Below are 23,197 nucleotides of genomic sequence, written 5' to 3'. Positions count from 1 at the left end.
CCGGACTGTCCACGAATACCGGAGGAAGACGGATCGCGCTTACGTGAGATCGTCGACCAGCTCGCTCGCGACGCCGGTATATCCGGTCGGCGTGAGCGCGTGCAGTTCCTCGCGGACGTCCTCGTCGACGTCGAGTTCGTCGAACATCGATCGAAAGTCCTCGATCGTAACCTCCCGGCCGCGGGTGACGGCCTTGACGCGCTCGTAGGCGTCTTCTTGGCCCTCGCGTCGGAGGATAGTCTGGACGGCTTCGCCGATGATCTCGGGCGTGTTTTCGAGTTCCTCGCGCATGACCGCCTCGGTCGGGACGACCTTCTCGAGGCCGGTGGCGGTCTTCCCGTAGCCGATCAAGCAGTGGGCGAACGCCGCGCCGATGTTGCGCTTGACGGTCGAATCCGAGAGGTCGCGCTGGAGCCGCGAGGTCGTGACGTAGTCGGCGAGGAAGGTCAGATCGGAGTTGGCCTTCGAGAGGTTCCCCTCGCTGTTCTCGAAGTCGATCGGGTTGACCTTGTGGGGCATCGTCGACGAGCCCGTTTCGCCCTCGACGGCCTCCTGGCCGAGGTAGCGATCGGAGACGTAGAGCCACACGTCGAGGTCGAGGTCGAGCAGGACGTCGTTGGCTCCGCGGAACGCGTCGAACAGGGCCGCGAGGTCGTCGCAGGGGTTGACCTGCGTCGTGAGCGGCTCGAACGCGAGGCCCAATCCGGTGACGAAGTCCTCGGCGAAGGCCCGCCAGTCGACGTCCGGGTAGGCCGCGACGTGGGCGGCGTAGGTCCCGGAGGCACCGCCGAGTTTGCCGCGGAGACCGTCCGTCGCCCGCCGAATGCGTCCGGTCGCGCGACCGAGGCGCGCGGCGTAGACGGCCATCTCCTTGCCGAACGTCGTCGGCGTGGCGGGTTGGCCGTGCGTTCGCGCGAGCATCGGGAGATCGCGGTGGTCGCGGGCCATGTCGGCGAGGGACTTCCGCACCTCGTACAGTTTCGGGAGGAGTACCTCGTCTACGGCGTCGCGGACGAGCAGCCGGTGGGCGAGGTTGTTCACGTCCTCGCTGGTCAGTCCGAAGTGGATCCACGCCGAGGCGTCACTGTCCTCGGAAAGCCGGTGGCGGACGAAGTACTCGACGGCCTTGACATCGTGGTTCGTCGCGTCGAAGCCGGCGTGACCCTCCGTCTCCAGTTTCTTTATCAGCCGGGCATCCTCCTCGGCGAAGTGCTTGTACAACCCGCGCAAGGCTTCGCGTTCGTCGATATCGATCGCAAGCGGCGTCGCGTCGAGATCCGCGAGGGCGATCAGGTACTCGACTTCGACGCGGACGCGGGCGCGCATGAGTGCAGCCTCGCTCGCGTACGGCGACAGCGGCGCGGTCCGGCCGGCGTAGCGGCCGTCTAGCGGCGAGACGGCGTACAGGGCGTCAGTTTCGGTCATTGTGCGACTCTTTCCAGCGGGGCGCAAAAGGGTTATCGAAAGACCGAGCCACGAGCGTGCATATTTCTACGGTCGTGGTCGAGAATATCGCCAAATTGATACACGTACGTGTATATATCGGCGGTCGAGACCGCAACCACTTTCCCCTTTGCGGGCGGCTATCCGCGCATGACGCGAATCGCCGGGATGGCCGGCAACCGAGGGCGCAACCTGTTGAACATCGCCGATCGAGCGCCGGGCGGGGCGGAACTCGCCGTCGTGCTGACGAACAGCGGGGACGCGCCGGTGCTGGAGGCCGCCGCCGAGCGAGGTATTCCCACCGAGGTCGTCCCGCTGGGGGAGGACATGAGCCGCCGCGAGCACGAGGAGGCCGTCAACGCGGCGCTCGATGACTACGCGTACGACCTGGTCTGTCTGGACGGCTACATGCGCATCCTCTCGGACGCGTTCCTCGACGTCCAGCCGACGACGCTGAACGTCCACCCGTCGCTGCTGCCGTCGTTCCCCGGCATGGACGCCTGGGGCGACGCCCTCGCGGCGGGCGTCTCGGTCACGGGCTGTACGGTCCACGTCGTCACCGACGCGACCGACGAGGAGGGCGAGGTCGTCGAGTCGGAAGTCGACGTCGGCCCGATCGTCACCCAGGAACCGATCCCGGTCTACGAGGGTGACGACGCGGAGGCGCTCAAAGAGCGCGTCCTCTACGAGGGCGAGTTCCGCGCGTATCCACGAGCGGTAAAGTGGTTCGCCGAGGGCGCCGTCGGCGTCGATCGCGAGGCGGGCGAGGTGACCGTCGACGCGGACGTCGCGAGTACCGAGGATGACGACCACGACGACAGCGAGGCGCCACGCGCCTCGGATGGTCGAGCGGCGAAGCCGCGAGGCGGCCTTCCGGCCCGCCGACTCGTCTCGAGCGATCGGATCGACACCCTCCGCTACGGGGAGAACCCCCACCAGGACGCCGCGGTCTACGCCGACTACACCTGCGACGAGGCCAGCGTCGTCCACGCCGACCAGTTGAACGAGGGCGCGAAGGCGCTGTCGTACAACAACTACAACGACGCCGACGGCGCGCTGAACCTGATCACGGAGTTCGACGAGCCCGCCGCGGCGGTCATCAAGCACACCAACCCCGCGGGCTGTGCGACGGCGGACTCGATCGCCGAGGCCTACGAGAAGGCGCTTTCGACCGATCCGATGAGCGCGTTCGGCGGGATCGTCGCCGTCAACCGGGAGTGCGACGCCGCGACCGCGGAACTGATCGTCGACTCGTTCAAAGAGGTCGTCGTCGCCCCCGGTTACACCGACGACGCCCTCGACGTCCTCCGCGAGAAGAAGAATCTGCGCGTGCTCGACGTGGGCGAACTGGGAGAGCGAACCGATCGCTTCACCGAGAAGCCGATCGTCGGCGGCCGACTCGTCCAGGAGCGCGACCTGCAGTCGATCGACGTCGACGACCTCGAGGTCGTCACGGAGCGCGAACCCACCGGCGAAGAACTCGAGTCGATGGTGTTCGCGTGGCGGACGCTCAAGCACGTCAAGTCGAACGGCATTCTCTTCGCGACGGGCACCGAAACGGTCGGCATCGGCATGGGACAGGTGTCCCGCGTGGACGCGGTCCGACTCGCGGCGATGAAAGCCGACGAGCACGCCGAGGGCAAGGACGCCGACGGCGCCGTCATGGCCTCCGACGCCTTCTTCCCGTTCCCCGACGGCATCGAGGAGGCCGCGAAGGCGGGTATCGAGGCGGTCGTCCAGCCCGGTGGCTCGGTCAACGACGACGACGTGATCGCGGCCGCGAACGAACACGGCATCGCGATGGCGTTTACGGGGCAGCGGTCTTTCCGTCACGACTAACGACCGTGAGCGAGTGAAACGAGCGAACGGTCTTTTTTGGTCCAGATTTTTTCGTGAGTGGTGAGCGAACGGCGCGCGGCGCCACGCGCCGCGGAAAATGAGCGGGGAACGGAGCGACCCGCGGGTAGTGAGTGAACCCGAACGGAAAAAGGTGGATGCCGCGATGGCGTTTACGGGGCAGCGGTCTTTCAGACACGACTGCACAACGCGGGGATCTGAACGCGTTGCGGGACCAGAATCGTCGGATGACCGCTCCCCGTTCCGTTGAATCGATCGGCCTTGTTGAAATCCTCAGAGAATAATAAGTTCCCCCAGAGTGCTGATTGGTGGTCCACAATGTGTAATCCATCGACGGATATCTTGCCAAGGCACTCACTGAATGAACGCAAACCGGAACAAAAATCTCTATTGATTCTAGAGAGAGGCACATTACGAATGACGGGCTAGAATACAGAATGAGTAAAAACTGGCTCCAACTGGTATCTGCTCCCGCACTTCACGATCGGACCCCAATTCCGGACCGCCACGCGACGTGGTTGGAGCTGTTCTTCGATCTGGTGTTCGTCGTTGCCGTTGCCGAACTTGGTCGTATTCTTGCAGACTCCTTGACGGCCAATGGGATCGTCGAATTCGTAGTACTGTTCATCCCTGTTTGGTGGGTATGGGGAGCACACAGTTACTATGGCGATGTTTTTGACCAGAACGACGTGATTTATCCGCTTGCCTCGATCACTGTAATGCTCGGTGTGATTGTCTGGTCGTTCACGTTCTCTGATGCCCTTCATGGCGGCGCAACAGCGTTCGCTATCTTCTATATCCTACTCCGGCTACTGAATACAGGGCTCTATTTGATCGTCAGTCGAATAGTACCCGAAGCGCGTGAGCTCGCGACGATACTGTCGATCGGTTACATGATCGGGATTATGTTTTGGGCCGTATCCTTGGCGATTCCACCTCCACTAACGTACGGACTTTGGGCGGCCGGACTCGTCATCGAAATTTCCTGGACGTCGATCGTCTACATGATACTCGAGGATGTGCCTGCTCAACGTTCTCATATGGACGAGCGATTCGGTCTGTTTACCATCGTCGTCTTAGGCGAAGCAATCCTTGGCGTAGCGTCAGGGACGGCCGATACGAATTGGCAGACCGTACCCGCAATAATCGGTATCGCGGGATTTTTGATCGCAGTTAGTTTTTGGTGGCTCTACTTCGCATATTCCGATAACGATATCGTCAATCGATTCGTTCGAAGCGATTGGTTCGGGGTCATACGATGGAGCCTCTATGGCTACGGGCACCTTCCCGTATTTGCCTGTATCACTGCGTTCGGAATCGGTATCGAGACCACTATCATTGCAGGTGCAGAGGGTCACGAATTTGAGGGTGCTAGCCGACTTATTCTCTTCGGGAGTATCGCTGGATTTCTCGCCACAGTAACGATTATTCAGTGGGCGGGCCTCCATGCCCTTCCCCGGTCAACGATTGCAACAAGGTTCGTTGGTGTTGGTATCGTACTAATTCTCGCAGTAACCAGTACCCACCTCGGACTACTGACGACGATGGTATTACTAGCAGGCGTATTCGTTGTTTTACTCACACTCGAAATTTTTCGTCTTACAAGCATTCAAGCGTCGAACGGCCATTTTGAGTAGGCGTTAGAACCGGTATATTTCACAGTGAACGGATGCTTCCGGCAATAGTGATCACCGACAGACGAACTGAACTTCCGAGGATGAAGCAGTATGCTCGTGAACGATCCAGTTAGCAGGATCCGATCGAAACGTGTTTGAATGCTGTCGAATCACGATTCCTTGCCATGTAGTTGACGTAACGGGCCGTCTGTCCTCGAGGTCATCCGCCCCTTCAACACCCGTATGAGCGTCGGCTTGAAGCCGATAATTTGTGACATCTATACTGATGAGACAGTCGTTGTCTTCGATGCAAGCGGGACAGCGCGCGACGGCAGGTCTTATGCCAACACCTATGCATGGTTTCTTGAGCGACGCGACGACAAGGTGGTAACGGTATCAGCCTTCTTCGATAGTATCGAGTTCAACGGGTTTTGGCAACGCGTTACTCCCGAATAGGACTGGTAAAAGTAAACGAAACGTCCTTACAGCAATATATCCGCGGAAAAGATGCTTCTGAGTCGGTGAACAGACAATGGCGAATACTTGATGAATGTCGGCCAATTCAGTGTAGTTCCTAACAGCGGTTCCAATGACTAATTCACCAGTACTGACCGGTCACTCTCCTTCGTAAATCGCCTCTCAGTTTGTGCCACATTCTCACTATGTATTCAGCGCGGCCACCGAAACCGATCACCGGCTGAGGATTTCAACGAGGCCAATCGATCGTGACCGCGTGGCGAACCAACCCGCGTGGACTGGATGCCGCCCGGATATTTTGGATCGCCTAAAAATCGATCTGCTTATAGCCCTTTAGGTGAGCCTAAAATATGGTATGCGAAACGAGATCGACGCGCGGACGCGACGCGAGATCGTCGCCGGCGGTGCAGCCGTCGGCGGCGCGCTCGTGGCGGGGTGTGTGAGCGGAACAGAACAAGCGGGCGAATCTGATCGCGACGAGTCGAACACGGACGCGGGGGACGAGAGCTACACCGTCAGCATGGAGCCGATGGGGGAGGTCACGTTCGAGTCCGTTCCCGAACGGTGGATGGCGTACTTCAGCACGTACGGAGACATGGGCATCGCGCTCGGACAACTCGATGGACTCGAGGCGCTCATCTTCGCGGAGAACTGGCCCGATCAGTTCTACGAGACCGTCCCGGGTCTCGGCGTCGATCTCGGCGACGTCGACCAGTTGATGGGCGATTCGGGCATCGACAAGGAGACGTTCTACGAACTGGATTGCGACGTCCACCTGTTCGATCGGAACTTCATCGCTCGACTCGACGATAGCTGGGACGACGACGATTTCGACGAGATCGACTCGGCGGTCGGTCCGATCTTCGGCAATCTGATCCGCCGACGGGGCGAGGAGTGGCACGACTACACGTACTACTCGCTGTACGAGGCGTTCGAGAAGATCGCCGACGTGTTTCAGGAGCGAGCGCGCTACGGGGCGATCAAGGCGATTCACGACGAGTTCGTCGGGACGATCGAAACCGGCCTTCCGCCCGAGAACGAGCGACCCGAAATCGGGCTGTTCTCGATCAACTCGGACTTCGACGGGGGCTCGTTCTACGCCTACCCGATCGTCGGCGGCAACGAACACAAACACCTCCGCGATCTGGGGATCCGGGACGCGTTCGATCAGCACATCGACGGCACGCACACGGAGTGGGACTACGAGCAACTGCTCGAAGTCGACCCCGACGTCCTCGTGTTCTCGTTCGGGTTCTCCCACGCGACCGCCGCGGAATTCGACGATCGGATGGCGGCGTTACGGGACCACCCCGTCGGCAGCAAACTCGCGGCAGTCCGGAACGACCGACTGTACCGCGGCGGGACGGCGTACCAGGGACCGATCATCAACCTGATCCAGACCGAAATCGCCGCGAAGCAGTTCTATCCGGACGTCTTCGGCGAGTGGAACGGCGTCGAGGCGCTCGCGGAGGACGACGAGCAGTTGTTCGACCACCGACGGATCGGAGAGATCGTCGGCGGTTCGATCTGAGCCCATACAGGCACCGATCGCGCCCCCCGATCACAACGCGAGAACGTCGCGATCGCTACTCGAACGTGAGAAACGAGAAGAAGGCAGAGAAGATTAGTCGTCGGCGGGAACGGCCGTCGTCGCTCGGGAGTCGGCCATCGCGAGGACGTCGTCGAAGAAGTCGAGGGTGTCCTCGGGGCCGGGGTTGGCCTCGGGGTGGTACTGGCGGGTGATGACGTCGTACTCGATGCCGTCGATCCCCTCCGGCGTGTCGTCGTTGACGTTGACCTGGGTGACTTCGAGGTGGTCGCCGGGATCGGCGACGGTGTAGCCGTGGTTCTGCGTGGTCATGACGACCTGGCCCGATTCGAGGTCGAGAACGGGCTGGTTGACGCCGCGGTGGCCGAAGGTCATCTTCTCGGTGGTGCCGCCCAGCGCCTCGGCGACGATCTGCTGGCCGAGACAGATGCCGGCGACGGGCGTGTCCTCGACGAACGCCTCGACGAGGGCGATCGCCGCCTCGTAGTTCGCGGGGTCGCCGGGACCGTTGGAGATGAAGAGGATGTCGGGGTCGACGGCCTCGACGTCGGCCGCGGTCGCGTCGTGGGGTAGGACGTGGACGGTCGCGTCGCGAGCGAGCAACGAGTCGACGATCGAGCCCTTCGCGCCGCAGTCAACGAGCGCGACCGTCTCGCCGTCGTTGTCGGCGCCGTGGACGGCGGGTTCGTCGACGCTGACCTGGGCGCCGATCTCGGTGTGCTCGCTCATGCCCTTGCACTGCTCGAGTTCGGCGAGCGCGTCCTCCTCGGTGACGTCCTCGCCGACGGCGATGCCGCACTTCATAGCGCCGCCGTCCCGGATGTCGGTGACGACCTCGCGCGTGTCGAGGTGATCGATCGCCGGCACGTCTTCGCTTTCGAGCCACTCGGCGACGTCTTCGGTGAGTTCGCGTGCGAGCACCGCCCGCGGGTGGACGCGGTCGGACTCGAATCGCTCCTCGCGGACGCCGTAGTTCCCGATCAACGGGTACGAGAAGGTCAGAACCTGCTCCTCGTAGGAGGGATCGGTCAGGCTCTCCTCGTAGCCGGTGTACGCCGTTGTGAAAACCAGTTCGCCGCGAGCCGTGCCCGGAGCGCGACCACGTCCCTCGAGTACGCGGCCACCCTCCAGCGCAACGTAGGCCTCTGTCATTACGAACTACGTATCGGACACACCGCCATAAGTGTTGTCTTCGAAGCTGAGTTACGAAATTCGTAATCGGTAAGTGCACCCCGAGTGTATCCACGCACCTCCATGGACGATCTGGACCGACAGATCCTCGATATCCTCCGGCGCGACGCCCGAACGCCGTACACGGAGATCGCAGACGAGGTCGAGACGAGCGAAGGCACCGTGCGAAACCGCGTCGAGCGCATGATGGACGAGGACGTCATCGAGCGCTTCACCATCTCGACTCGCACCGGGAATGTCAAGGCGATGATCGAGGTCAGCGTCGCGGTCGACGTCGACACCAAGGCCATTTCCGAGCGAATGGCAGAGTGGGAAGAAGTCGACTTCGTCTGGATGGTCTCGGGCGAACAGGACGTCGTCCTCGTCGTCGACGCCACGGACACGCGCGGGGTGAACGATCTCATCACGCAGGCTCGCGATCAGGAAGAGGTCGTCAGCACGAAGACGCGACTGATTCTGGACGAGCAGTTAGGGTGATTCGAGAAGCCGACGATCGCGCGTCTCGTCAAGGAACCTCGTTGACGGCGTCTCGCAGCTCGTCCGCGTCGATCCACTCGTGGCAGCGATCGCCGGTCAGGAGGAGTTTGACGTGCGATGCCGCCATTCCGTTGTCGTACCGCTCGCGTTCGGTCTCTTCGTCCGGGTATCGCCGTTTCAACACCCACACGCGGTCGCGGTACGACGGGGCGAATAACAGCCCCAGCTCCCAGACGTAGCCGCCGTCGAAGTCTTCGAGCACGGCGACGATGTGCGTCGCTCGGCCGCAGCAGATGTCGAAAACGCGGTGCCAGAGCCTGATATCCTCGGGCGTGAGGCCGAAGTCCTCCAGTCGAAAGGCGACCGACGGCGGATCGGTGCGCTCGTCGAGCAGGTCACAGACCGTTTTCCGACGCGTCGCAGCGCCGGTCTCGCCGCCCGCTCCCGCAACCAGATACCGCCGATCGTAGCCCTTGATTCGGTTCATCTCTTCGCCGTTGACGAGATCCTTGACCCGCTGGTGTTCGCTCGGAGAGAGGTTGACGGACTCGATCTCGGTCAAGATCTCCTCTGCTCCCGGCGCCTCGGCCTCCTCGCGGTCCTCGAACTGGTCCCGCCCCTCGGGCCCGGGACCGCCGTCCGTGTTCATCGTTCGGTCAAGTGACCGGTAGCATTATCAACCGTTCGTTCTCAGTCAAATTAGTTGTGGGATTAGTTGCAGAATCACCCGCATTTAGATGCGAGTGTTTATGGTGGTGGCTCTCCAAGTGTGACACATGATACCCGAGACGGCCGATCCGGGCCGGGAGGGAACCGCGGGATTCGACGCGTGGCGGGCGCTCCAGAAGGCGACCGACAAGAAGCGAGCCGACATTCTCGCGGACGTCGTCGGTCACCCGAAGGGGATGCCCAGCGTCGAGGAACTGGACTACATGAATCCACCCCTCAGCGACGACGCCATCCGTCGACACCTTCGAACGTTGGAGAGCGTCGGCGTCGTCCGCGAACGCGAGTTCGAGACGGGGAACCGGCTTCGGGACTACCCTTACAAGTTCTACGAACTCACCGAAGACGCGCGCGAGCTGTTCGATCGCAACGGACTGTTTCCTGAAGAGGCGTGGAAGCGCCAGTATCAAGCGGTCGAGAAGACGGCGCGGATTCGAGAGATCGAATCGATGCCACGCCCATAATACGACGCAGAATCTTCGTTTTCACCCGTCTCCACCCGCTTCGTTTTCGCCGGGTGGCACCCCCACGCCGGGTGTCGGCGTCTCGATCGCGTCGATCACCTTCTTGCGCCGGTGGATAGTTCGATAGCCCTTGCGCAGGAGCCGATCGAACGACGTCCACGAGACGCGGGCGCTGACCCGACCGTCGCGGATAGCGTCGACGATCGCCGACGGTGCGAGCCGATCCGCGTCGACGACGGTGTACGCTCGTCCCACCTCGAACGGGTAGTGGGCGTCGCTCCCGCCGACCAGCGGCAGATCCCGTCTCCGCGCTAACTTCTCGACCAGCGGGCGCGATCGCGGGTGTTTGCCGTTGACCTCGATCGCGTCGAACGGAACGTCCTCGAGTTCCCGAACCGTGCTGTTGCGAAACGGGTGGGCGACGATCGCGGCGCAGTCGCGGTCGTGAGCGAGCGCGACCGCCTCCGCCGGCGAGAGCGCGCCCGGTTTCGTCGCCTCGGGCGGATCGGGCCCGACGACGAGGACGTGTCCCCGATCGGTCGTGATCTCGATCCCCGGCAGGATGGCGACGTCGGCGCCCGGCTCGAACCGCGTGAGGTAATCGTGGTTGGTCGTCGCGAACCCGTCGAGGCCCCGTCGATCGGCCGCCCACGCGAGCGCGCGAACGCCGATCGGGTCGAACCGATCCCCGAGCTCGCGGTGACCGTGGAAGAATCGCGTGTGCGTGTGCAGGTCGATCGCGTACACGGCGAAGCATACGCCGGGCAGGTCCTTTTGCGTGGGGCCGGCGTATCCCGCCGCATGCCATCCGACGGCGAAGACGAACGCGTCCTCGTCCTCAATCCCGTAAGCGGGAGCGAAGATCACGCCGACGGGGTGATCGAACTGGCGGCCGATCGCGGCTTCGACGTTCGAACGACGGCGGAAGCCGGCGACGCGAAGCGGCTGGCGCGCGAGGCCGCACCCGAGGCCGACCTCGTCGGTGCGGTCGGCGGTGACGGCACCGTAAACGAGGTCGTCAACGGCGTTCGGGCCGCGGACGAACTGGAGACGACGACCGTCGCCGTCGTTCCCGCGGGGACGGGCAACAACTTCGCGGCGAACGTCGGCATCGAGGGCGTCGAACACGGGTTCCGAGTGATCGAAGACGGCCGACGGAGACGGATCGACCTCGGGATCGCGAACGATCGCGCCTTCGTCAACTCCTGCATCGGCGGCGTGACCGCCGAGGCGAGCGGCCGGACGGCCTCCGACAGGAAACGCGAGTACGGCGTCCTCGCGTACGTGATGAACACGCTCGAGACGGTCACCTCGTTCGAATCGCCGCGGCTGCGGGTGATGACCGTGGAGTCGAACGGGGAGGTAAACTCCGCGTGGGAGGGCAAGGCGCTGTTCGTCCTCGTCGGGAACTGCCGACGGTTCTCGGGGTCGCGGACCGCCCAGGCGAACGTCGAGGACGGTCGCTTCGAGGTCACCATCGTCGAGGATGCCTCCGCGATCGACCTGTTGCGGGAGGCGGCTCTCGACAGGCTGTTCGATCAGGAGGGAGAGGCCATCGTTCGCCGGCGAACCCCCGCGCTCACCGTCGACAGCTTCCGCGAGGCCGTCGAGTACAGCCTCGACGGGGAGATGCTCGAAGCGGAAACGCTGACCCTCGAGACGGTTCCGAACGCGCTGGAGATCGCGGTCGGTGCCGACTATCGGCCGGATCCCGACGATCGGGCGCTGTTTCGAGCCGCCGACCGGTGATTCGGTCCCCGGACGTCCGCTACCGACCGGTTTCGACCCGTCGGCGGCCAAGACGATACTGGTTTCAAGAGCCTCTCCGATTGTGGTGGTATGAGCAGCCAGGACGACGAACTGCCGCACAGGAACGCAGCACAGGACGTTATCGCGGTCGACGAGGACGACAACGAACTCGACGTCGTCAACCGGCTCGAAGCCCACACGGGCGACGGCATCCGCCACCGGGCGTTCACCTCGCTCGTCTTCGACGAGAGCGACAACATCCTCCTCGCGCAGCGAGCGCCCGGAAAACGCCTCTGGGGCTCCTACTGGGACGGCACCGTCGCCTCCCACCCGGTCGAAGGACAGAGCCAGGAGGACGCGACCCGCGAGCGACTCGAGGAGGAACTCGGCGTCACCCCCGACCAGTACGACGACCTGCGGCTGACCGATCGCTTCGAGTACAAGCGCTACTTCGAGAACGCGGGCGTCGAACACGAGGTCTGTGCGGTCCTCAAACTGACGCTCTCGGACGCGTCACTCGATCCCGACGAGGAGGAGGTCGCCGGGCTGCTGTGGGTGCCCTACGAGCGCCTGCACGAGAACCCCGAGTGGTACCGCCAGCTCCGCCTGTGCCCGTGGTTCGAGATCGCGATGCGCCGGGACGTCCGATCCGGCTGAGACGCGATCGTCCGTCGGTTTGGGGCGAATCGAGACGCGATCGGCGAGTCGAGTCGATCGACGCATCGCCCATCAAAACTGTCACCCGCACCGCACTGTGATAACTCGTGACAAGGTTTATGAGGCCCCCCTTCGTAGCGTCGGATGAGGGCCGTCGAAATCGGTCCGTGTGACGAAATGAGTTCCACACCCCCGGAAACCGAGACGCACGAAGTCACGCTCTCCAGAGAAGAGCAGTGGGTCGTCCACCACGTCCTGTCCGAGCGCGTCGACGCCGCACTCGACGAGGACGAAGCGCCCCCGACGTGGACGCTCGACCTGTTCGAGACGATCGAAGCCGGTGAGAAAACGCTCACCGGCGCTCAGGCACGACACCTCTACGACGAATTGACGGCGTACGTCAACCGGGACGAAACTCCCTCGGAGGACGTCGTCCACGGATCGTCAGTCCTCTCGCGACTCGAGGAGCTCCTCGAGCCCGCGAGCTGAGTACGAGTTCCCCGCCTTTTTACGGACGCGTCGTCGCCCAGATGGCCGTCACCGCCAGCAAGAGTGCGGGAGCCAGCGGCACGATCAGCAGCGCGAAGCGGTAGCCCTCGGCGCTCGGCGGCAGCAGGATGATCGTCGCGGGCGCGACGACGAAGGCGAAGAAGATCACGCCGACCAGCACCCAGCCGCGCCAGTCGAACTCCCGATCGGCAGCGTCCGGGTGGGCAGGGTCGTCGACCCAGTCATCGCTCGACGAGTCCGCCAGCGAATCGTCCGCGGACTCGCGTCGCGCGTCGTTCTCGTCGAACGCGGATGGATCGTGGACGTAGCCGCCGTCGTCGCTCGAAGTCACGAGCGATCGTTGCGCGCGCGCAGACAAAGCAGTCACGATTGCGGAACTGGCCGCGATCGGATTCGATCGCGGATCTCCGGCGCGAAGCGCGATGCGTGCGATCGGTGGCGCCTACAGCTCGCTATCCGGCCGGACGACGACCTTTCCGAAGCCCTCGCGGTTCTCGATGATCTCGTGGGCCCGGGGCGTCTCGCTCATCGGCAACACTTCGCGGATCGCGGGCTCGAACGTGCCGTCCCAGACGAGGTCCATGACCTCGTCGACCTGACCGGGCGTTCCCATCGTCGATCCGATGACGTGGAGCTGGTTCCAGAAGATCCGCGGGATGTCGGTCTCGGGGTTGCCGCCGGTCGTTCCGCCGCAGGTGACCAGCCGGCCGTTCTTCGCGAGGCTCTTGATCGAGTCGCGCCAGGTCGCCGCGCCGATGTAGTCGACGACGACGTCGACGCCGCGCCCGCCCGTCTGCTCGCGGACCCAGCTCGCGAAGTTCTCCGCCTCGTAGTCGACGACGTGGTCCGCGCCGTGCTCGCGGGCGTAGTCGAGTTTCTCCTGACTGCTGCCGGTCGCGTACACCTCCGCGCCCGCGTAGTCGGCGATCTGGAGCGCGGCGTGGCCGACGCCGCCGCTCGCACCCAGCACGAGCACCTTCTCGCCGGGGTCGATGTCGGCCCGATCGATCAGCATCCGCCAGGCGGTCTGGAACACCAGGCAGGCCGAACCGGCGGTGGTCCAGTCGACGTCCTCGGGAACCGGGATCAGGTTCTCCTCGGGGATCGCGGCGTACTCGGCGTGGACGCCCGGGACGTGCTCGCCGATGATATGAAAGCGCCGACAGAGCGTCGGATCGCCCGATCGGCAGAACTCGCAGTGACCGCAGTTCACGCCGGCGGCGAGCGCGACCCGATCGCCCTCCTCGAACCGAGTGACGTCGGGACCCGTTTCCGCGACGATCCCCGCCGCGTCGCTGCCCGGGACGTGGGGCATCTCGAGGTCGAGCGTCGGCAGTCCGCGGCGGACCCAGATGTCGAGGTGGTTGAGCGCCGCCGCTTTGACGTCGACCAGCACCTCGTCCCGATCGACATCGGGGTCGGGGTGCTCGCCGTACTCGATGACGTCCGTGTCGCCGTGTTCCGTGATCTTGACCGCGTCCATGGACGGGGATTTGACAGGGTCGATCATAACGATTGGCAAGGCGGAACCGCGGGGACGCCGGGGCGGGACGGGACTCGAGGCCGACCGTTTTACTCGCCGGCCGTCGAACGACGGATATGACCGAACACGAGACGAACGGGACCGATGCGGCGGCCGGTGCGAGCGAGGCGCTCTGTGCCGGCGTCGTCACGATCGCCGACGAGCGGGATCTCGAGTCGGACGAGGCCGGCGAAGCCGTCGTCGAACGCCTCGAGCGCGCGGGCCACGAGATCGCTCTCCGCGACCACGTCGGGTGCGGGTACGACAAGGTGCAGTCGATCGTCGAACGGATGATCGAGCGGAACGACGTCGATCTCGTTCTCACGGCCGGCGCGACGAGCGTCGAACCCGACGACGTCACGCTCGAGGCGGTCGAACCGCTGCTCGAGAAAAAACTGACGGCGTTCGACGAGGTGTTCACGATGCTCGGGTACGAACAGGTCGGCACGCGCATCGTCGCGGCGCGAACCCTCGCGGGAATCTCGGATTCGGTGCCGGTGTTCTGTCTCCCCGGCCACCCCGACGCGGTCGCGCTCGCGATCGACGAGATCATCCTTCCCGAAGGTGCCGCGATCGTCGACCTCGCGCGCGAAGACGAGACCGCCGAGGAAGAGGCCGACGGAGATCGAGGCGGAGACGACGGCGCCTGACGATCGCGTCCGCGTCTGCGTCGGTCGGGACTCGGACGTCCGCGTTCCGGAGACCGTGCGGATATACGGGGCCGGCCGCACACGGGTGAGGTATGGGTAAACAGGACCGCCGAGAACGCGTCTGGGACGAACTGGAAGAGCGGGGCGCAGCCCGCTTTCCGTACCCGCCCCACGGCCGGATTCCCAACTTCGCGGGAGCGGACGACGCCGCCGATCGACTCGTAGAGACGGACGCCTGGCGGCGGGCGGACGCGATCAAGTCCAATCCGGACGCGCCGCAGCTCCCGGTCCGCCGGGCGGCGCTGTGCCAGGGAAAGACCGTGTACATGGCCGTGCCGCGACTGCGCGACGAGAAGTGCTTCCTGCGACTCGATCCCGCCGAGATCGAGGACACCGATCGCGCGGCGACGATCGGCGGATCGTCCGACCTCGGAACGCGGGTCGGCCCGGACGAAATGGAGCCGATCGGCCTGATCGTCTCGGGGAGCGTCGCGGCGAACGACCGCGGCGAGCGGATCGGGAAGGGAGAGGGCTACAGCGACCTGGAGTTCGCGATTCTCCGGGAGTTCGGGCTGGTCGACGACGAGACGACGACCGTCACGACGGTCCACGAGATCCAGGTCGTCGACGAGGCGTTTCCGACAGCCCACCACGACGTGCCGATGGACCTCATCGTCACCCCCGATCGGACGATCCGAACCGACGCAGGCGAGCCCAGGCCGATCGGCATCGCGTGGGACGAACTCGACGACGATCGGATCGAGGAGATCCCGATTCTCGACCGGTTGCGATCGCAGTAGCGGCGGCGACGATCGACGGAGACGCCGGTTCGTGCCGACCCTCGATCCGCGACGGGACTGCCGATCGAAGATATAGTGGACAAATAGCCATGTAAAACGCGAATAATTGACCAATCATAATCAGGTAAGACGTATTGTTCATCATAGATATTTGATGTGCCGACATTACGATACCTTTATCATATTATCTCCGTACCACCCTGCATGAGCAAGGGCCAACAGCGCTCCGAGTCGACCGATCGGGAGGGGCCGCCGACCGAAGCGACCGCGCCCGACGAGGCGATTCGGGACGCCGTCGAACGATCGCGCAGCGGCGCCCCGGCCGCCGGGGCCGTCGTCCGCGATCGGTTCTCGTCCGACGAGATCTTCCACCGGATCGTCGCCGCAGCCGACGAGGAGATGCAAACCGGCGCGCGCGAACTGTTCTTCAGCGCGCTGGCCGCGGGCTTCGCGATCACGATCACGTTCATGCTCTACGCCTCGTTGACGGCGAAAACTGGCGGCGCGCCGATCCTGAGCGCGCTGTTGTACCCGCTCGGGTTCATCTACATCATCCTCGGAGACTACCAGCTGTACACCGAGAACACGCTGCCGCCGGTCGCGCTCGTCCTCGAACGGCTGGCAAGCGTTCCCGCGCTGTTGACCGTCTGGACGATCGTGCTGATCGGGAACCTGACCGGCGGCGCGATGGGCGCGTTCCTCCTGGCGTCGACGGGCGTGTTCTCGCCGGAGGTGATGGCCACGGCGATCGATCTCTCCCAGAAGGGGGTCGAGACGCCGCGGCTGGACCTGTTCTTCAAGGCCGCCTTCGCCGGACTCATCGTCGCCGGCGTCGTCTGGCTCGACTACGCAGCCCAGGACACGCCCTCGCGACTGGTGCTCGTCTACGTCGCGTTCCTCGCGATTCCGCTCGGCAACCTCTTTCACGTCGTCGTCTCCGCCACGGAGGCGATGTTCCTCGTCTTCCACGGCCAGCTCCACCCCCTGATCGGAGCGACCGACTTCGTACTCCCCGTCCTCCTCGGGAACACGATCGGCGGCGTGTTACTCGTGACCGTCGTCAACTACTTCCAGACGGTCGAACGCGAGTACCAGTCGCAGAATTACCGGCTCTCGCCCCGGGAGATGCTTTTCGGAAAAGGCGCACTCGACGAACGGACGTCGGTGACGAATGCGGTAGACGACTGATCGACGCGGCCGCATCGGGCGCGCCGATCGGCCGGATCGATGCGGTCGCGATCGTCGCGCGTCGGTCGGCCGGCGCTTACGAGCGCAGCGAGGCGTGCCGTCCCAGATCGCTGAGCGTCTGCTCGGGGTAGTGACGTTCGCCGCAGACTCGACACTTGGCGACGAGAACGGAGACGTCGGTCTCGATCTCGATACCGAGGTCGCACGGGTCGATCGCCACTTCTCGGAGATCACCGCCGCACGCCGAACAGGGAAGGTCGAATTCCGATGTCATACGTTGGCTCCTGCGATCTCTCCTTCGTGGTGACGGGCCGCCGAAACGCACGCGTCGATCAGAACGCGGTGCGAGCCGATCGAGAGCCGCCCGCACGGCAAAGGAAACGAGACCGCAGTCGAGTATGTAACGTTTCTTCACTCGCTCGTAAATACGTTTCCCCGATCGGCGCGAACGGCGTCCGGAGGCGGCTGAAAATCGTCCGTGTGCGGCGTCAGTCTGAACCGGGCGACGGCTCCCCACGGCGTCCCGATACGAAAACTGAAACCTTCTTACGGACCGGCCACCGCAACTGGTGTATGGACTACGGCGGCCCGCACGCGAGGTGGATCCCGTGACGAGCGTCAAAGAGTTCCGAACCGAGGAGGCGGCGACCGCCGACGAACTCGGTCGCGGCTCGTTCGTCTTCACCGACGATTACTCGGTGTTCGACTGGGGGAAGATGCCCGACCAGATCCCCCAGAAGGGCGCGAGCCTCTGTACGATGGGCGCGTTCAACTTCGAACTGCTCGAGTCCGAATGCGTGCCGACCCACTACCGCGGTATCGTCGAGAACGGCGAGGTCGTGCCGCTGGACGACGCGTCGAACCCGCCGTGGGAAATGGCGATCGATCTGACGCAGGTCCCCGACCTGCCCCACGAGGGGCGGGACTACGACTACGAAGCCTACCACGCCGACGCCGGGGAGAACTACCTCGTCCCGCTCGAGATCGTCTTCCGCAACCGCGTCCCCGTCGGCTCGAGCCTCCGCCGACGGACCGATCCAGCCGATCACGGCCTCGAGTTCGACAGCTGGCCTGCGGAGGCCGTCGATCTCGACGAGCCGATCGTCGAGTTCTCGACGAAGTACGAGGAGGGCGATCGCTACCTCGATCGCGAGGAGGCCGACGACATCGCCGGCGAGGCCGCGATCGACGACCTCGAGTCGGTCGCCCGCGAGGTCAACCGGATCGTCACCGCACAGGCCGACGCCGCCGGCCTGGTCCACGAGGACGGCAAGATCGAGTGCCTCTACTACCGGGGCGAGATCCGCGTCGCGGACGTCGTCGGGACGTTCGACGAGAACCGGTTCAGCTACGAGGGGACCCAGCTCTCGAAGGAGGTCATCCGCCAGTATCACAAGCGAACCCAGCCCGAGTGGGTCGAGGCCGTCTCGGCCGCCAAGGCGGAGGCAAAGCGCGAGGACGTCGCGGACTGGAAGTCGCTCTGCGACGTCGACCCCGAGTCGCTCGACGAGTCGGTGATCGAGACCGCCCGAGACGTGTACTGCGCCGGGACCAACGCCTACCTCGGCCGCGAGGTCTTCGACGCCCCGCCGCTCTCGAGTGCGATCGGCGCTGTTCGCCGCCTCTGATCCGCGGCGTCCGCCGCTCTCGAGCGCGATTGTTATCCGCTTCGGTCGTCACCGCTCGCCGCGAGCGACGCTCGAATCCGTGCCCCTCGGTAGCACCCCACAGCCCTCGAGCGACAAGGTAACCCTCATATGATGGGCCGAGAAAACAGTCGCTCGAGCGTCAATGACCCTCGCTATCAGTGGCATCGTCGCAAGCATCGTCCCGTCCGGACTGACCGGTGGTATCGCAGCCGTCGCGACCGCTATATTGACCGTCTTCATGCTCGTGATGGTCGGTTTCGCCATCGCATCGATCGTCTCCTCGTCGTGGACTGGCCAGTCGACCGCGACGTCGGCGTCCGCCGCCAGCGGCGCCGAACCCGGCGACGACTGACGACGGCCGCTCGACGACCGATCCGATTCCGATTTTGCGACCATCGCCGTTTCGTTGCCGTTCAACGCGTGCGTCGAACGCAGCCCGTCGGGACCGACCGATGAACGGTGCCGTTTCTCGACCATCGGTACTCCGATCGCGTCTTCGGAGTCAGTCTCGAACCGGAACCGACCGATCCGGTACGGAGACGCGACGGTATGGATCCCACACCGAACGAGACGGGTCGAATCGCTCAGCGCGGTGAGCGGTCGGCTCGACGCCGTCGATCGAAACCCGATCGGAAAACTCTACGATGGTGACGGGTTGCGCCCGAGCGTCAGGGTGCCGGTCGACGGCGAGCGAGCTCCTCTGGAAGACCGAGTTCCGGTGGGCGCGTCGATGACGCTGATGTCCGCGGTTCAGGGCGGACCTCGAGAGTCGGTGTCGGATCGAGGGAAAATCGGCAAGAGCGCTGGTTCGGACCTACAGGCCGTACTGCTCGCGCACCAGGTGTGCCATCCCGCGCGCTTCGAGGACGTCCATCGGCGCGAGCATATCGAGTTGGACGACGCCCGGGAGGCGGCCGATCTGGACGCCGCCGGTGAACGTACACCGCGATCGGACCTCGCCCTCGCTCATGTCGAGGAGTTTCCCGGCGCGATCGAAGGCGTTCTCGGTGGCGGCGTTGATCGTCCCGCCGGACCCGATCACCTGGATCGGCCCCGCGTCGTCCCGAATGTCAACCCCGCGCTGATCGGCGAGTTTGCGGCCCATTTCGAGTTCCGCTTCGCTGTACGGTTTGCTGATGTGCGGCAGGTCCTCCTCGTTGGGCAGCAGGATCGGGCCGTCGATATCGAGGCCCGTGATGACCTCGACGTCCATCGTCACGTTCCCACTGACGTCGGTCGTGTGCAGGGAGAGTTCCCCGTCGCCCTGGTTGGCGTGCAGATCGCCGACGTAGACGCCCGCGCCGTCGACCTTGACGGGACAGATCAGCGTCGCGCCGGCCCGCACTTCCGGAATATCCATGTGGCCGTCGGTTCGCGCTTCGAGTTCCGCCTCGCTTTCGAGGCCCCAGTCGTGGTCGGCGCCGATCAAGAACTGGCCGAAGTCGCCGGCGTTGTGCGAGTCGGGGAGTTCGATCGGCGGCGTCGTGCCGACGTTGCCGATGAACGGGCGCAGGCGGCCGAGCGTGCCGGGCATCTCCGAGGGCTCGTACAGCAGGATCGGGTGCTGCCGAGAGTGTTCGGGAATGTCCATCACCTCCTCGGCGTCCGTCGCGAGTTCGTGGGCGCCCTCCGCGTCCATCGTGAGGCCGACGGTCCGATCGTCGTCGAACGCGACGGTGTAGCCGTACTCGAACCCGAAGGAGGAGACGTTCGCGCCGCACTCGGCGCACCGAATCGCGTCCTCGCCGGTTCCCTCGACGACCGAGTCAGGCCACACCGTGCCGCACTCGGGACAGCGGTGGTCGACGAACGGGTCGGCGTCGAACGCCTCGTCGCGCTCGCGCATCGACCCCGTGCTCGTCGCGAGACTCGTCACCTCGACGTCCCGGATTTTGAGCGCCACCGCGTCGCCGATCTCGGCATTCTCGACCCGGATCGGCCGCGTCACCTCGTGGCCGCCGCGGAACGAGGGCGTGATCATCGGCCCCCAACAGCCCGGCGGCGTGTAGGTCTCGATCGTGCCGCCATCGGCGACGGTGCCGGCCCACTCCTGGTCGGGACCGACGAGGCCGAGCGTGTACTGGTCGACCGAAAGCTCCTGCTGGATCTCTTGCTGTGCCATACCATATCAAGGTACGACGTTCCTCCGGATAAAGCGTATAGTAGCACGGGTGTCAGTCGCCGAGTGCGCAAACTCGCGGACGATGGCGACACAGGGAAGGCCCTCTCGGAGGTCAAGTCGCTGTTCACCGGCGGTACGGACGTCCGATAGTCCGCCAACCGGCGCGACGGATCGACCCTTGCACCTGAGTTCCCAACCTCGAAATCTATCACTCGTGAAGGCTCCCGTATGCAGGAAAGCGAATTCTATACGCTCGTTCAGGAAGCGGGTCACCTCGACACCGTCGATCGCGCACAGGAGGCGACCGAGGGCGTGCTCCGAACGCTCGGCGAGACCCTGACGGGCGGCGAAGCCGAGGACGTTGCCGGGCAACTGCCCGACGACCTCGCGGGGATCGTCGAAGACGCCGACCACGACGCAGCCGGCTACGGGTACGACGAGTTCGTCCAGCGCGTGAGCGAACAGCTCCGCGGAACCGACGTCGAGCCGGACGACGCGGAGCGATACGCCGATGCGGTCACGGACGCGATCGCGGCCGCGCTCACGGAGGGCCAGCTCCAGGACCTGAAGGCGCAACTCGACGGCGATCTTCAGCCGCTGTTCGAGGGGGTCTCCGTCGATCAGAAAAACGTCTGAGCCGGACGATTCTCGATCGAGCGGACCGCGCTCCCGCGCGGCGGTTTCCGCCGCAACGGGTTCCTTCAAGTCCCTGCGTCACACCTTGTCACGGCATGGGTGACTCGGAAGACGAAAACGGACCCGAGTGTCGGACGTGCGGCGAACCGATCGACGCGGCCGACGATCGGCGAGTCGTGACGGTCGTCGAGGGCGGCGAGGCGATCTACCGGCAGTTCTGCGGCGAGGACTGCCTGTCCGACTGGGAATCCTGAGAAACGTTCGGGCGCCGAATCGGTTTCGGACCGCTACTGCGATCGGTCGTTGGCGATCGCGGCGCCGATGCCGTCGACCGGTCGGTCCGGCGTGAGCTCGTCGATCTCGTCGGGGAGGCCGAGCTGGTACTGCGTGCCGTTCTCGCGGACCGTCGTCCGGCCGCGGTGGACGGAGACGTCGCCGTTCAGGTGGAGCCGAACCGCTTCGAGCAGCGCGTCGGCTTCGAGGGGCTGGCCGCGCGCTTTCATCTCGTCTAAGCCGGCGTCGTCGGGGACGTCGAACGCCCGCTGGGTGATGATCGGTCCCTGGTCGAGGTCGGTCGTCACGTAGTGGGCGGTGACGCCGGCCACGCGGACGCCCTCCTCGACGGCCTGGCGGTAGGCCTCGGCGCCGGGGAAGGCGGGCAGCAACGAGGGGTGGACGTTGATGATGCGGTCCTCGTAGCGGAAGACGACCTTGGGGGAGAGAATGCGCATGTAGCGGGCGAGCACGATCAGGTCGGCGTCGTACTCCGCGAGCAGCTCGAGGAGTCGCTCCTCGTTCTGCTGGCCGGTTTCGTTTCCGATGTCGTGAAACGGGACGCCGTAGTGCTCGGCGAGGGGCTGGAGGTCGTCGTGGTTGCCGATGACGACGCCGATGTCGGCCCCGAGATCGTCGTTGGCCCACGCCTCGAACAGCACCTCGAGGCAGTGGCTCTCCTTCGTCACGAGAACGGCGATCTGCTGGTGGTCCCGATCGGCCGGGAACCGAACCTGGACGTCGAGTCCGAGGTCGTCCCCGAGGTCGTGGAGGTCCGCGCGCAGCTTCTCCTCGGTGCAGACCATCTTCGAGGTGTCCACGGCGAGGTACATCCGGAAGACGCCGTCGCGAACCGCCTGATCGAGATCCTCGATGTTGATCCCGCGCTCGAACAGGAGGCTCGTGACGCGAGCGATCAGTCCCGTATCGTCCTCTCCGATGACCGTGATTTCGGTCAGATCAGTCGTCATCCCGCCACCTCCGCTCGAGCGAATATCGATCCATCAGTACGGTTGCAGTCAACGAGCGGCTAAAAGTCCTGCTTTCCGCGGACGCGTATGGGAATGCCCGACACCACTCGCAGAGCCGATCGAACCGACCTCGTCGGCGGGTGCCGGCTCCCCGCGCCGGTCGTATTCTCGCTCGGCGTCGAGTGCGCTCTCGCTCGATGTCCGACAGACGTGTGACTGCGACCACCGTGCCGGACCCCATCGTATTAAATTTCGTCGTACAATCGCATGTAGATTGTCTGACGGGGATTTATGCTATCGACCGTGGTGCGTATTTCTGTCACACTACGTGACGGTCCTTGAACGGTGACCACCATGACAGCCACACAAACGGAGTACGGCGGTACCGGAATCGACCCCGAGACGGAGACGGCGATCGTCTCCCACGACTGGGACGGCGATGAGTCGCTGTCCGCGACGATCGTCTCGACCATCGCGGGACTCTCGGAGACGGATCCCGCCGACGTCGATCGACTCTACGATCGGATCGACCCGGACAGCCTCGAGACGATTTTCGAACCCACGAACGGCACCTCGCGACGAAACGGCGGGCAGTTGTCGTTCCAGCTAGACGCGTACTCGATTACGGTGCACGCGACGGGCGCCGTCGTCGTCACCCGGTCGGACTGAG

24 protein-coding genes and 1 pseudogene are annotated in these 23,197 nt (G+C 64.5%); 15 read left to right on the top strand and 10 right to left on the bottom strand.

Annotated features, from left to right (window positions below; translation table 11 throughout):
• Positions 1 to 39 precede the first annotated feature (39 nt).
• Positions 40 to 1,425, bottom strand: a complete 1,386-nt coding sequence (gene purB, locus MUH00_RS12095) for an adenylosuccinate lyase (protein ID WP_246998860.1) — start codon at positions 1,423 to 1,425, stop codon at positions 40 to 42.
• 168 nt (positions 1,426 to 1,593) lie between these two features.
• Between purB and purH the strand changes: the two genes are divergently transcribed.
• The 3 genes from purH to MUH00_RS12080 all read left to right on the top strand — a co-directional run bounded on the left by purH (position 1,594) and on the right by MUH00_RS12080 (position 6,924).
• Positions 1,594 to 3,282: a bifunctional phosphoribosylaminoimidazolecarboxamide formyltransferase/IMP cyclohydrolase gene (purH, locus tag MUH00_RS12090; protein WP_246998858.1), complete on the top strand. Its 1,689-nt coding sequence runs from the start codon at positions 1,594 to 1,596 to the stop codon at positions 3,280 to 3,282.
• Between the two features lie 455 nt (positions 3,283 to 3,737).
• A complete protein-coding gene (locus MUH00_RS12085) occupies positions 3,738 to 4,937 on the top strand; it encodes a low temperature requirement protein A (protein ID WP_246998856.1) in 1,200 nt (399 codons plus the stop codon).
• A gap of 811 nt (positions 4,938 to 5,748) precedes the next feature.
• Positions 5,749 to 6,924, top strand: coding sequence for an ABC transporter substrate-binding protein (locus tag MUH00_RS12080; protein WP_246998854.1), 1,176 nt, complete (start codon positions 5,749 to 5,751; stop codon positions 6,922 to 6,924).
• A gap of 93 nt (positions 6,925 to 7,017) precedes the next feature.
• On the opposite strand, the gene carA is transcribed toward MUH00_RS12080, so the two are convergent.
• Complete coding sequence (carA, locus tag MUH00_RS12075; protein ID WP_246998852.1) at positions 7,018 to 8,094, bottom strand: glutamine-hydrolyzing carbamoyl-phosphate synthase small subunit; 1,077 nt, start codon at positions 8,092 to 8,094, stop codon at positions 7,018 to 7,020.
• Between the two features lie 102 nt (positions 8,095 to 8,196).
• On the opposite strand from carA, the gene MUH00_RS12070 reads away from it, so the two are divergent.
• A complete protein-coding gene (locus MUH00_RS12070) occupies positions 8,197 to 8,610 on the top strand; it encodes an Lrp/AsnC family transcriptional regulator (RefSeq protein WP_246998851.1) in 414 nt (137 codons plus the stop codon).
• Positions 8,611 to 8,638: 28 nt separating this feature from the next.
• Here the strand turns inward: MUH00_RS12070 and MUH00_RS12065 are convergent, their stop codons facing one another.
• On the bottom strand, positions 8,639 to 9,259 hold the full coding sequence (locus MUH00_RS12065) for a hypothetical protein (protein ID WP_246998848.1): 621 nt from the start codon (positions 9,257 to 9,259) through the stop codon (positions 8,639 to 8,641).
• Positions 9,260 to 9,386: 127 nt separating this feature from the next.
• On the opposite strand from MUH00_RS12065, the gene MUH00_RS12060 reads away from it, so the two are divergent.
• Positions 9,387 to 9,800, top strand: coding sequence for a helix-turn-helix domain-containing protein (locus tag MUH00_RS12060; protein WP_246998846.1), 414 nt, complete (start codon positions 9,387 to 9,389; stop codon positions 9,798 to 9,800).
• Positions 9,801 to 9,821: 21 nt separating this feature from the next.
• Here the strand turns inward: MUH00_RS12060 and MUH00_RS12055 are convergent, their stop codons facing one another.
• Positions 9,822 to 10,547, bottom strand: a complete 726-nt coding sequence (locus tag MUH00_RS12055; protein WP_246998844.1) for a PHP domain-containing protein — start codon at positions 10,545 to 10,547, stop codon at positions 9,822 to 9,824.
• A gap of 54 nt (positions 10,548 to 10,601) precedes the next feature.
• On the opposite strand from MUH00_RS12055, the gene MUH00_RS12050 reads away from it, so the two are divergent.
• From MUH00_RS12050 to MUH00_RS12040, 3 genes are all read left to right on the top strand, one after another.
• Positions 10,602 to 11,549 (top strand): diacylglycerol/lipid kinase family protein, encoded by a 948-nt coding sequence (locus MUH00_RS12050; protein WP_246998842.1) that lies wholly within the window; start codon positions 10,602 to 10,604, stop codon positions 11,547 to 11,549.
• 90 nt (positions 11,550 to 11,639) lie between these two features.
• Positions 11,640 to 12,206, top strand: coding sequence for an NUDIX hydrolase (locus MUH00_RS12045; protein ID WP_246998840.1), 567 nt, complete (start codon positions 11,640 to 11,642; stop codon positions 12,204 to 12,206).
• A gap of 177 nt (positions 12,207 to 12,383) precedes the next feature.
• Positions 12,384 to 12,695, top strand: a complete 312-nt coding sequence (locus MUH00_RS12040) for a DUF7853 family protein (protein ID WP_246998839.1) — start codon at positions 12,384 to 12,386, stop codon at positions 12,693 to 12,695.
• Between the two features lie 19 nt (positions 12,696 to 12,714).
• Here MUH00_RS12040 and MUH00_RS12035 read toward each other — a convergent pair whose 3' ends face one another.
• Both MUH00_RS12035 and MUH00_RS12030 read right to left on the bottom strand, forming a co-directional pair.
• The gene (locus MUH00_RS12035) at positions 12,715 to 13,047 is read right to left on the bottom strand and encodes a DUF7977 family protein (protein ID WP_246998837.1); all 333 of its coding nucleotides are present in this window, start codon (positions 13,045 to 13,047) and stop codon (positions 12,715 to 12,717) included.
• Positions 13,048 to 13,158: 111 nt separating this feature from the next.
• Positions 13,159 to 14,199 carry a zinc-binding dehydrogenase gene (locus MUH00_RS12030; protein WP_246998835.1) on the bottom strand — a complete coding sequence of 347 codons (1,041 nt, stop codon included), beginning with the start codon at positions 14,197 to 14,199 and terminating at the stop codon, positions 13,159 to 13,161.
• A gap of 116 nt (positions 14,200 to 14,315) precedes the next feature.
• On the opposite strand from MUH00_RS12030, the gene MUH00_RS12025 reads away from it, so the two are divergent.
• The 3 genes and pseudogenes from MUH00_RS12025 to MUH00_RS12015 all read left to right on the top strand — a co-directional run.
• Positions 14,316 to 14,888, top strand: coding sequence for a MogA/MoaB family molybdenum cofactor biosynthesis protein (locus MUH00_RS12025; protein WP_246998834.1), 573 nt, complete (start codon positions 14,316 to 14,318; stop codon positions 14,886 to 14,888).
• Between the two features lie 92 nt (positions 14,889 to 14,980).
• Positions 14,981 to 15,688 carry a 5-formyltetrahydrofolate cyclo-ligase gene (locus tag MUH00_RS12020; RefSeq protein ID WP_246998832.1) on the top strand — a complete coding sequence of 236 codons (708 nt, stop codon included), beginning with the start codon at positions 14,981 to 14,983 and terminating at the stop codon, positions 15,686 to 15,688.
• Positions 15,689 to 15,892: 204 nt separating this feature from the next.
• Positions 15,893 to 16,825, top strand: a pseudogene (locus MUH00_RS12015) (formate/nitrite transporter family protein); the annotation flags it as partial.
• 127 nt (positions 16,826 to 16,952) lie between these two features.
• Here the strand turns inward: MUH00_RS12015 and MUH00_RS12010 are convergent.
• The gene (locus MUH00_RS12010) at positions 16,953 to 17,150 is read right to left on the bottom strand and encodes a hypothetical protein (RefSeq protein ID WP_246998830.1); all 198 of its coding nucleotides are present in this window, start codon (positions 17,148 to 17,150) and stop codon (positions 16,953 to 16,955) included.
• Positions 17,151 to 17,484: 334 nt separating this feature from the next.
• On the opposite strand from MUH00_RS12010, the gene MUH00_RS12005 reads away from it, so the two are divergent.
• Positions 17,485 to 18,504, top strand: coding sequence for a phosphoribosylaminoimidazolesuccinocarboxamide synthase (locus MUH00_RS12005; RefSeq protein WP_246998828.1), 1,020 nt, complete (start codon positions 17,485 to 17,487; stop codon positions 18,502 to 18,504).
• A 48-nt stretch (positions 18,505 to 18,552) separates the two neighbouring features.
• Here MUH00_RS12005 and MUH00_RS22990 read toward each other — a convergent pair whose 3' ends face one another.
• Both MUH00_RS22990 and MUH00_RS11990 read right to left on the bottom strand, forming a co-directional pair.
• The gene (locus tag MUH00_RS22990) at positions 18,553 to 19,002 is read right to left on the bottom strand and encodes a hypothetical protein (RefSeq protein WP_321576061.1); all 450 of its coding nucleotides are present in this window, start codon (positions 19,000 to 19,002) and stop codon (positions 18,553 to 18,555) included.
• A 337-nt stretch (positions 19,003 to 19,339) separates the two neighbouring features.
• Positions 19,340 to 20,647 carry an acetamidase/formamidase family protein gene (locus MUH00_RS11990; RefSeq protein WP_246998825.1) on the bottom strand — a complete coding sequence of 436 codons (1,308 nt, stop codon included), beginning with the start codon at positions 20,645 to 20,647 and terminating at the stop codon, positions 19,340 to 19,342.
• Positions 20,648 to 20,875: 228 nt separating this feature from the next.
• On the opposite strand from MUH00_RS11990, the gene MUH00_RS11985 reads away from it, so the two are divergent.
• Positions 20,876 to 21,283, top strand: a complete 408-nt coding sequence (locus tag MUH00_RS11985) for a DUF2267 domain-containing protein (RefSeq protein WP_246998824.1) — start codon at positions 20,876 to 20,878, stop codon at positions 21,281 to 21,283.
• 95 nt (positions 21,284 to 21,378) lie between these two features.
• Positions 21,379 to 21,537, top strand: coding sequence for a DUF7576 family protein (locus MUH00_RS11980; protein WP_246998823.1), 159 nt, complete (start codon positions 21,379 to 21,381; stop codon positions 21,535 to 21,537).
• 33 nt (positions 21,538 to 21,570) lie between these two features.
• On the opposite strand, the gene MUH00_RS11975 is transcribed toward MUH00_RS11980, so the two are convergent.
• A complete protein-coding gene (locus MUH00_RS11975; protein ID WP_246998822.1) occupies positions 21,571 to 22,527 on the bottom strand; it encodes a formyltetrahydrofolate deformylase in 957 nt (318 codons plus the stop codon).
• A gap of 354 nt (positions 22,528 to 22,881) precedes the next feature.
• Between MUH00_RS11975 and MUH00_RS11970 the strand changes: the two genes are divergently transcribed.
• Positions 22,882 to 23,196: a HalOD1 output domain-containing protein gene (locus MUH00_RS11970; RefSeq protein WP_246998821.1), complete on the top strand. Its 315-nt coding sequence runs from the start codon at positions 22,882 to 22,884 to the stop codon at positions 23,194 to 23,196.
• Position 23,197: the final 1 nt, after the last annotated feature.

Origin of the sequence: Halosolutus gelatinilyticus (assembly GCF_023028105.1) — an archaeon.
Taxonomy (GTDB): Archaea; Halobacteriota; Halobacteria; order Halobacteriales; family Natrialbaceae; genus Halosolutus; species Halosolutus gelatinilyticus.
Note: the sequence above shows the minus strand (reverse complement) of the source record. Positions and strands in the feature narration are given on the sequence as shown.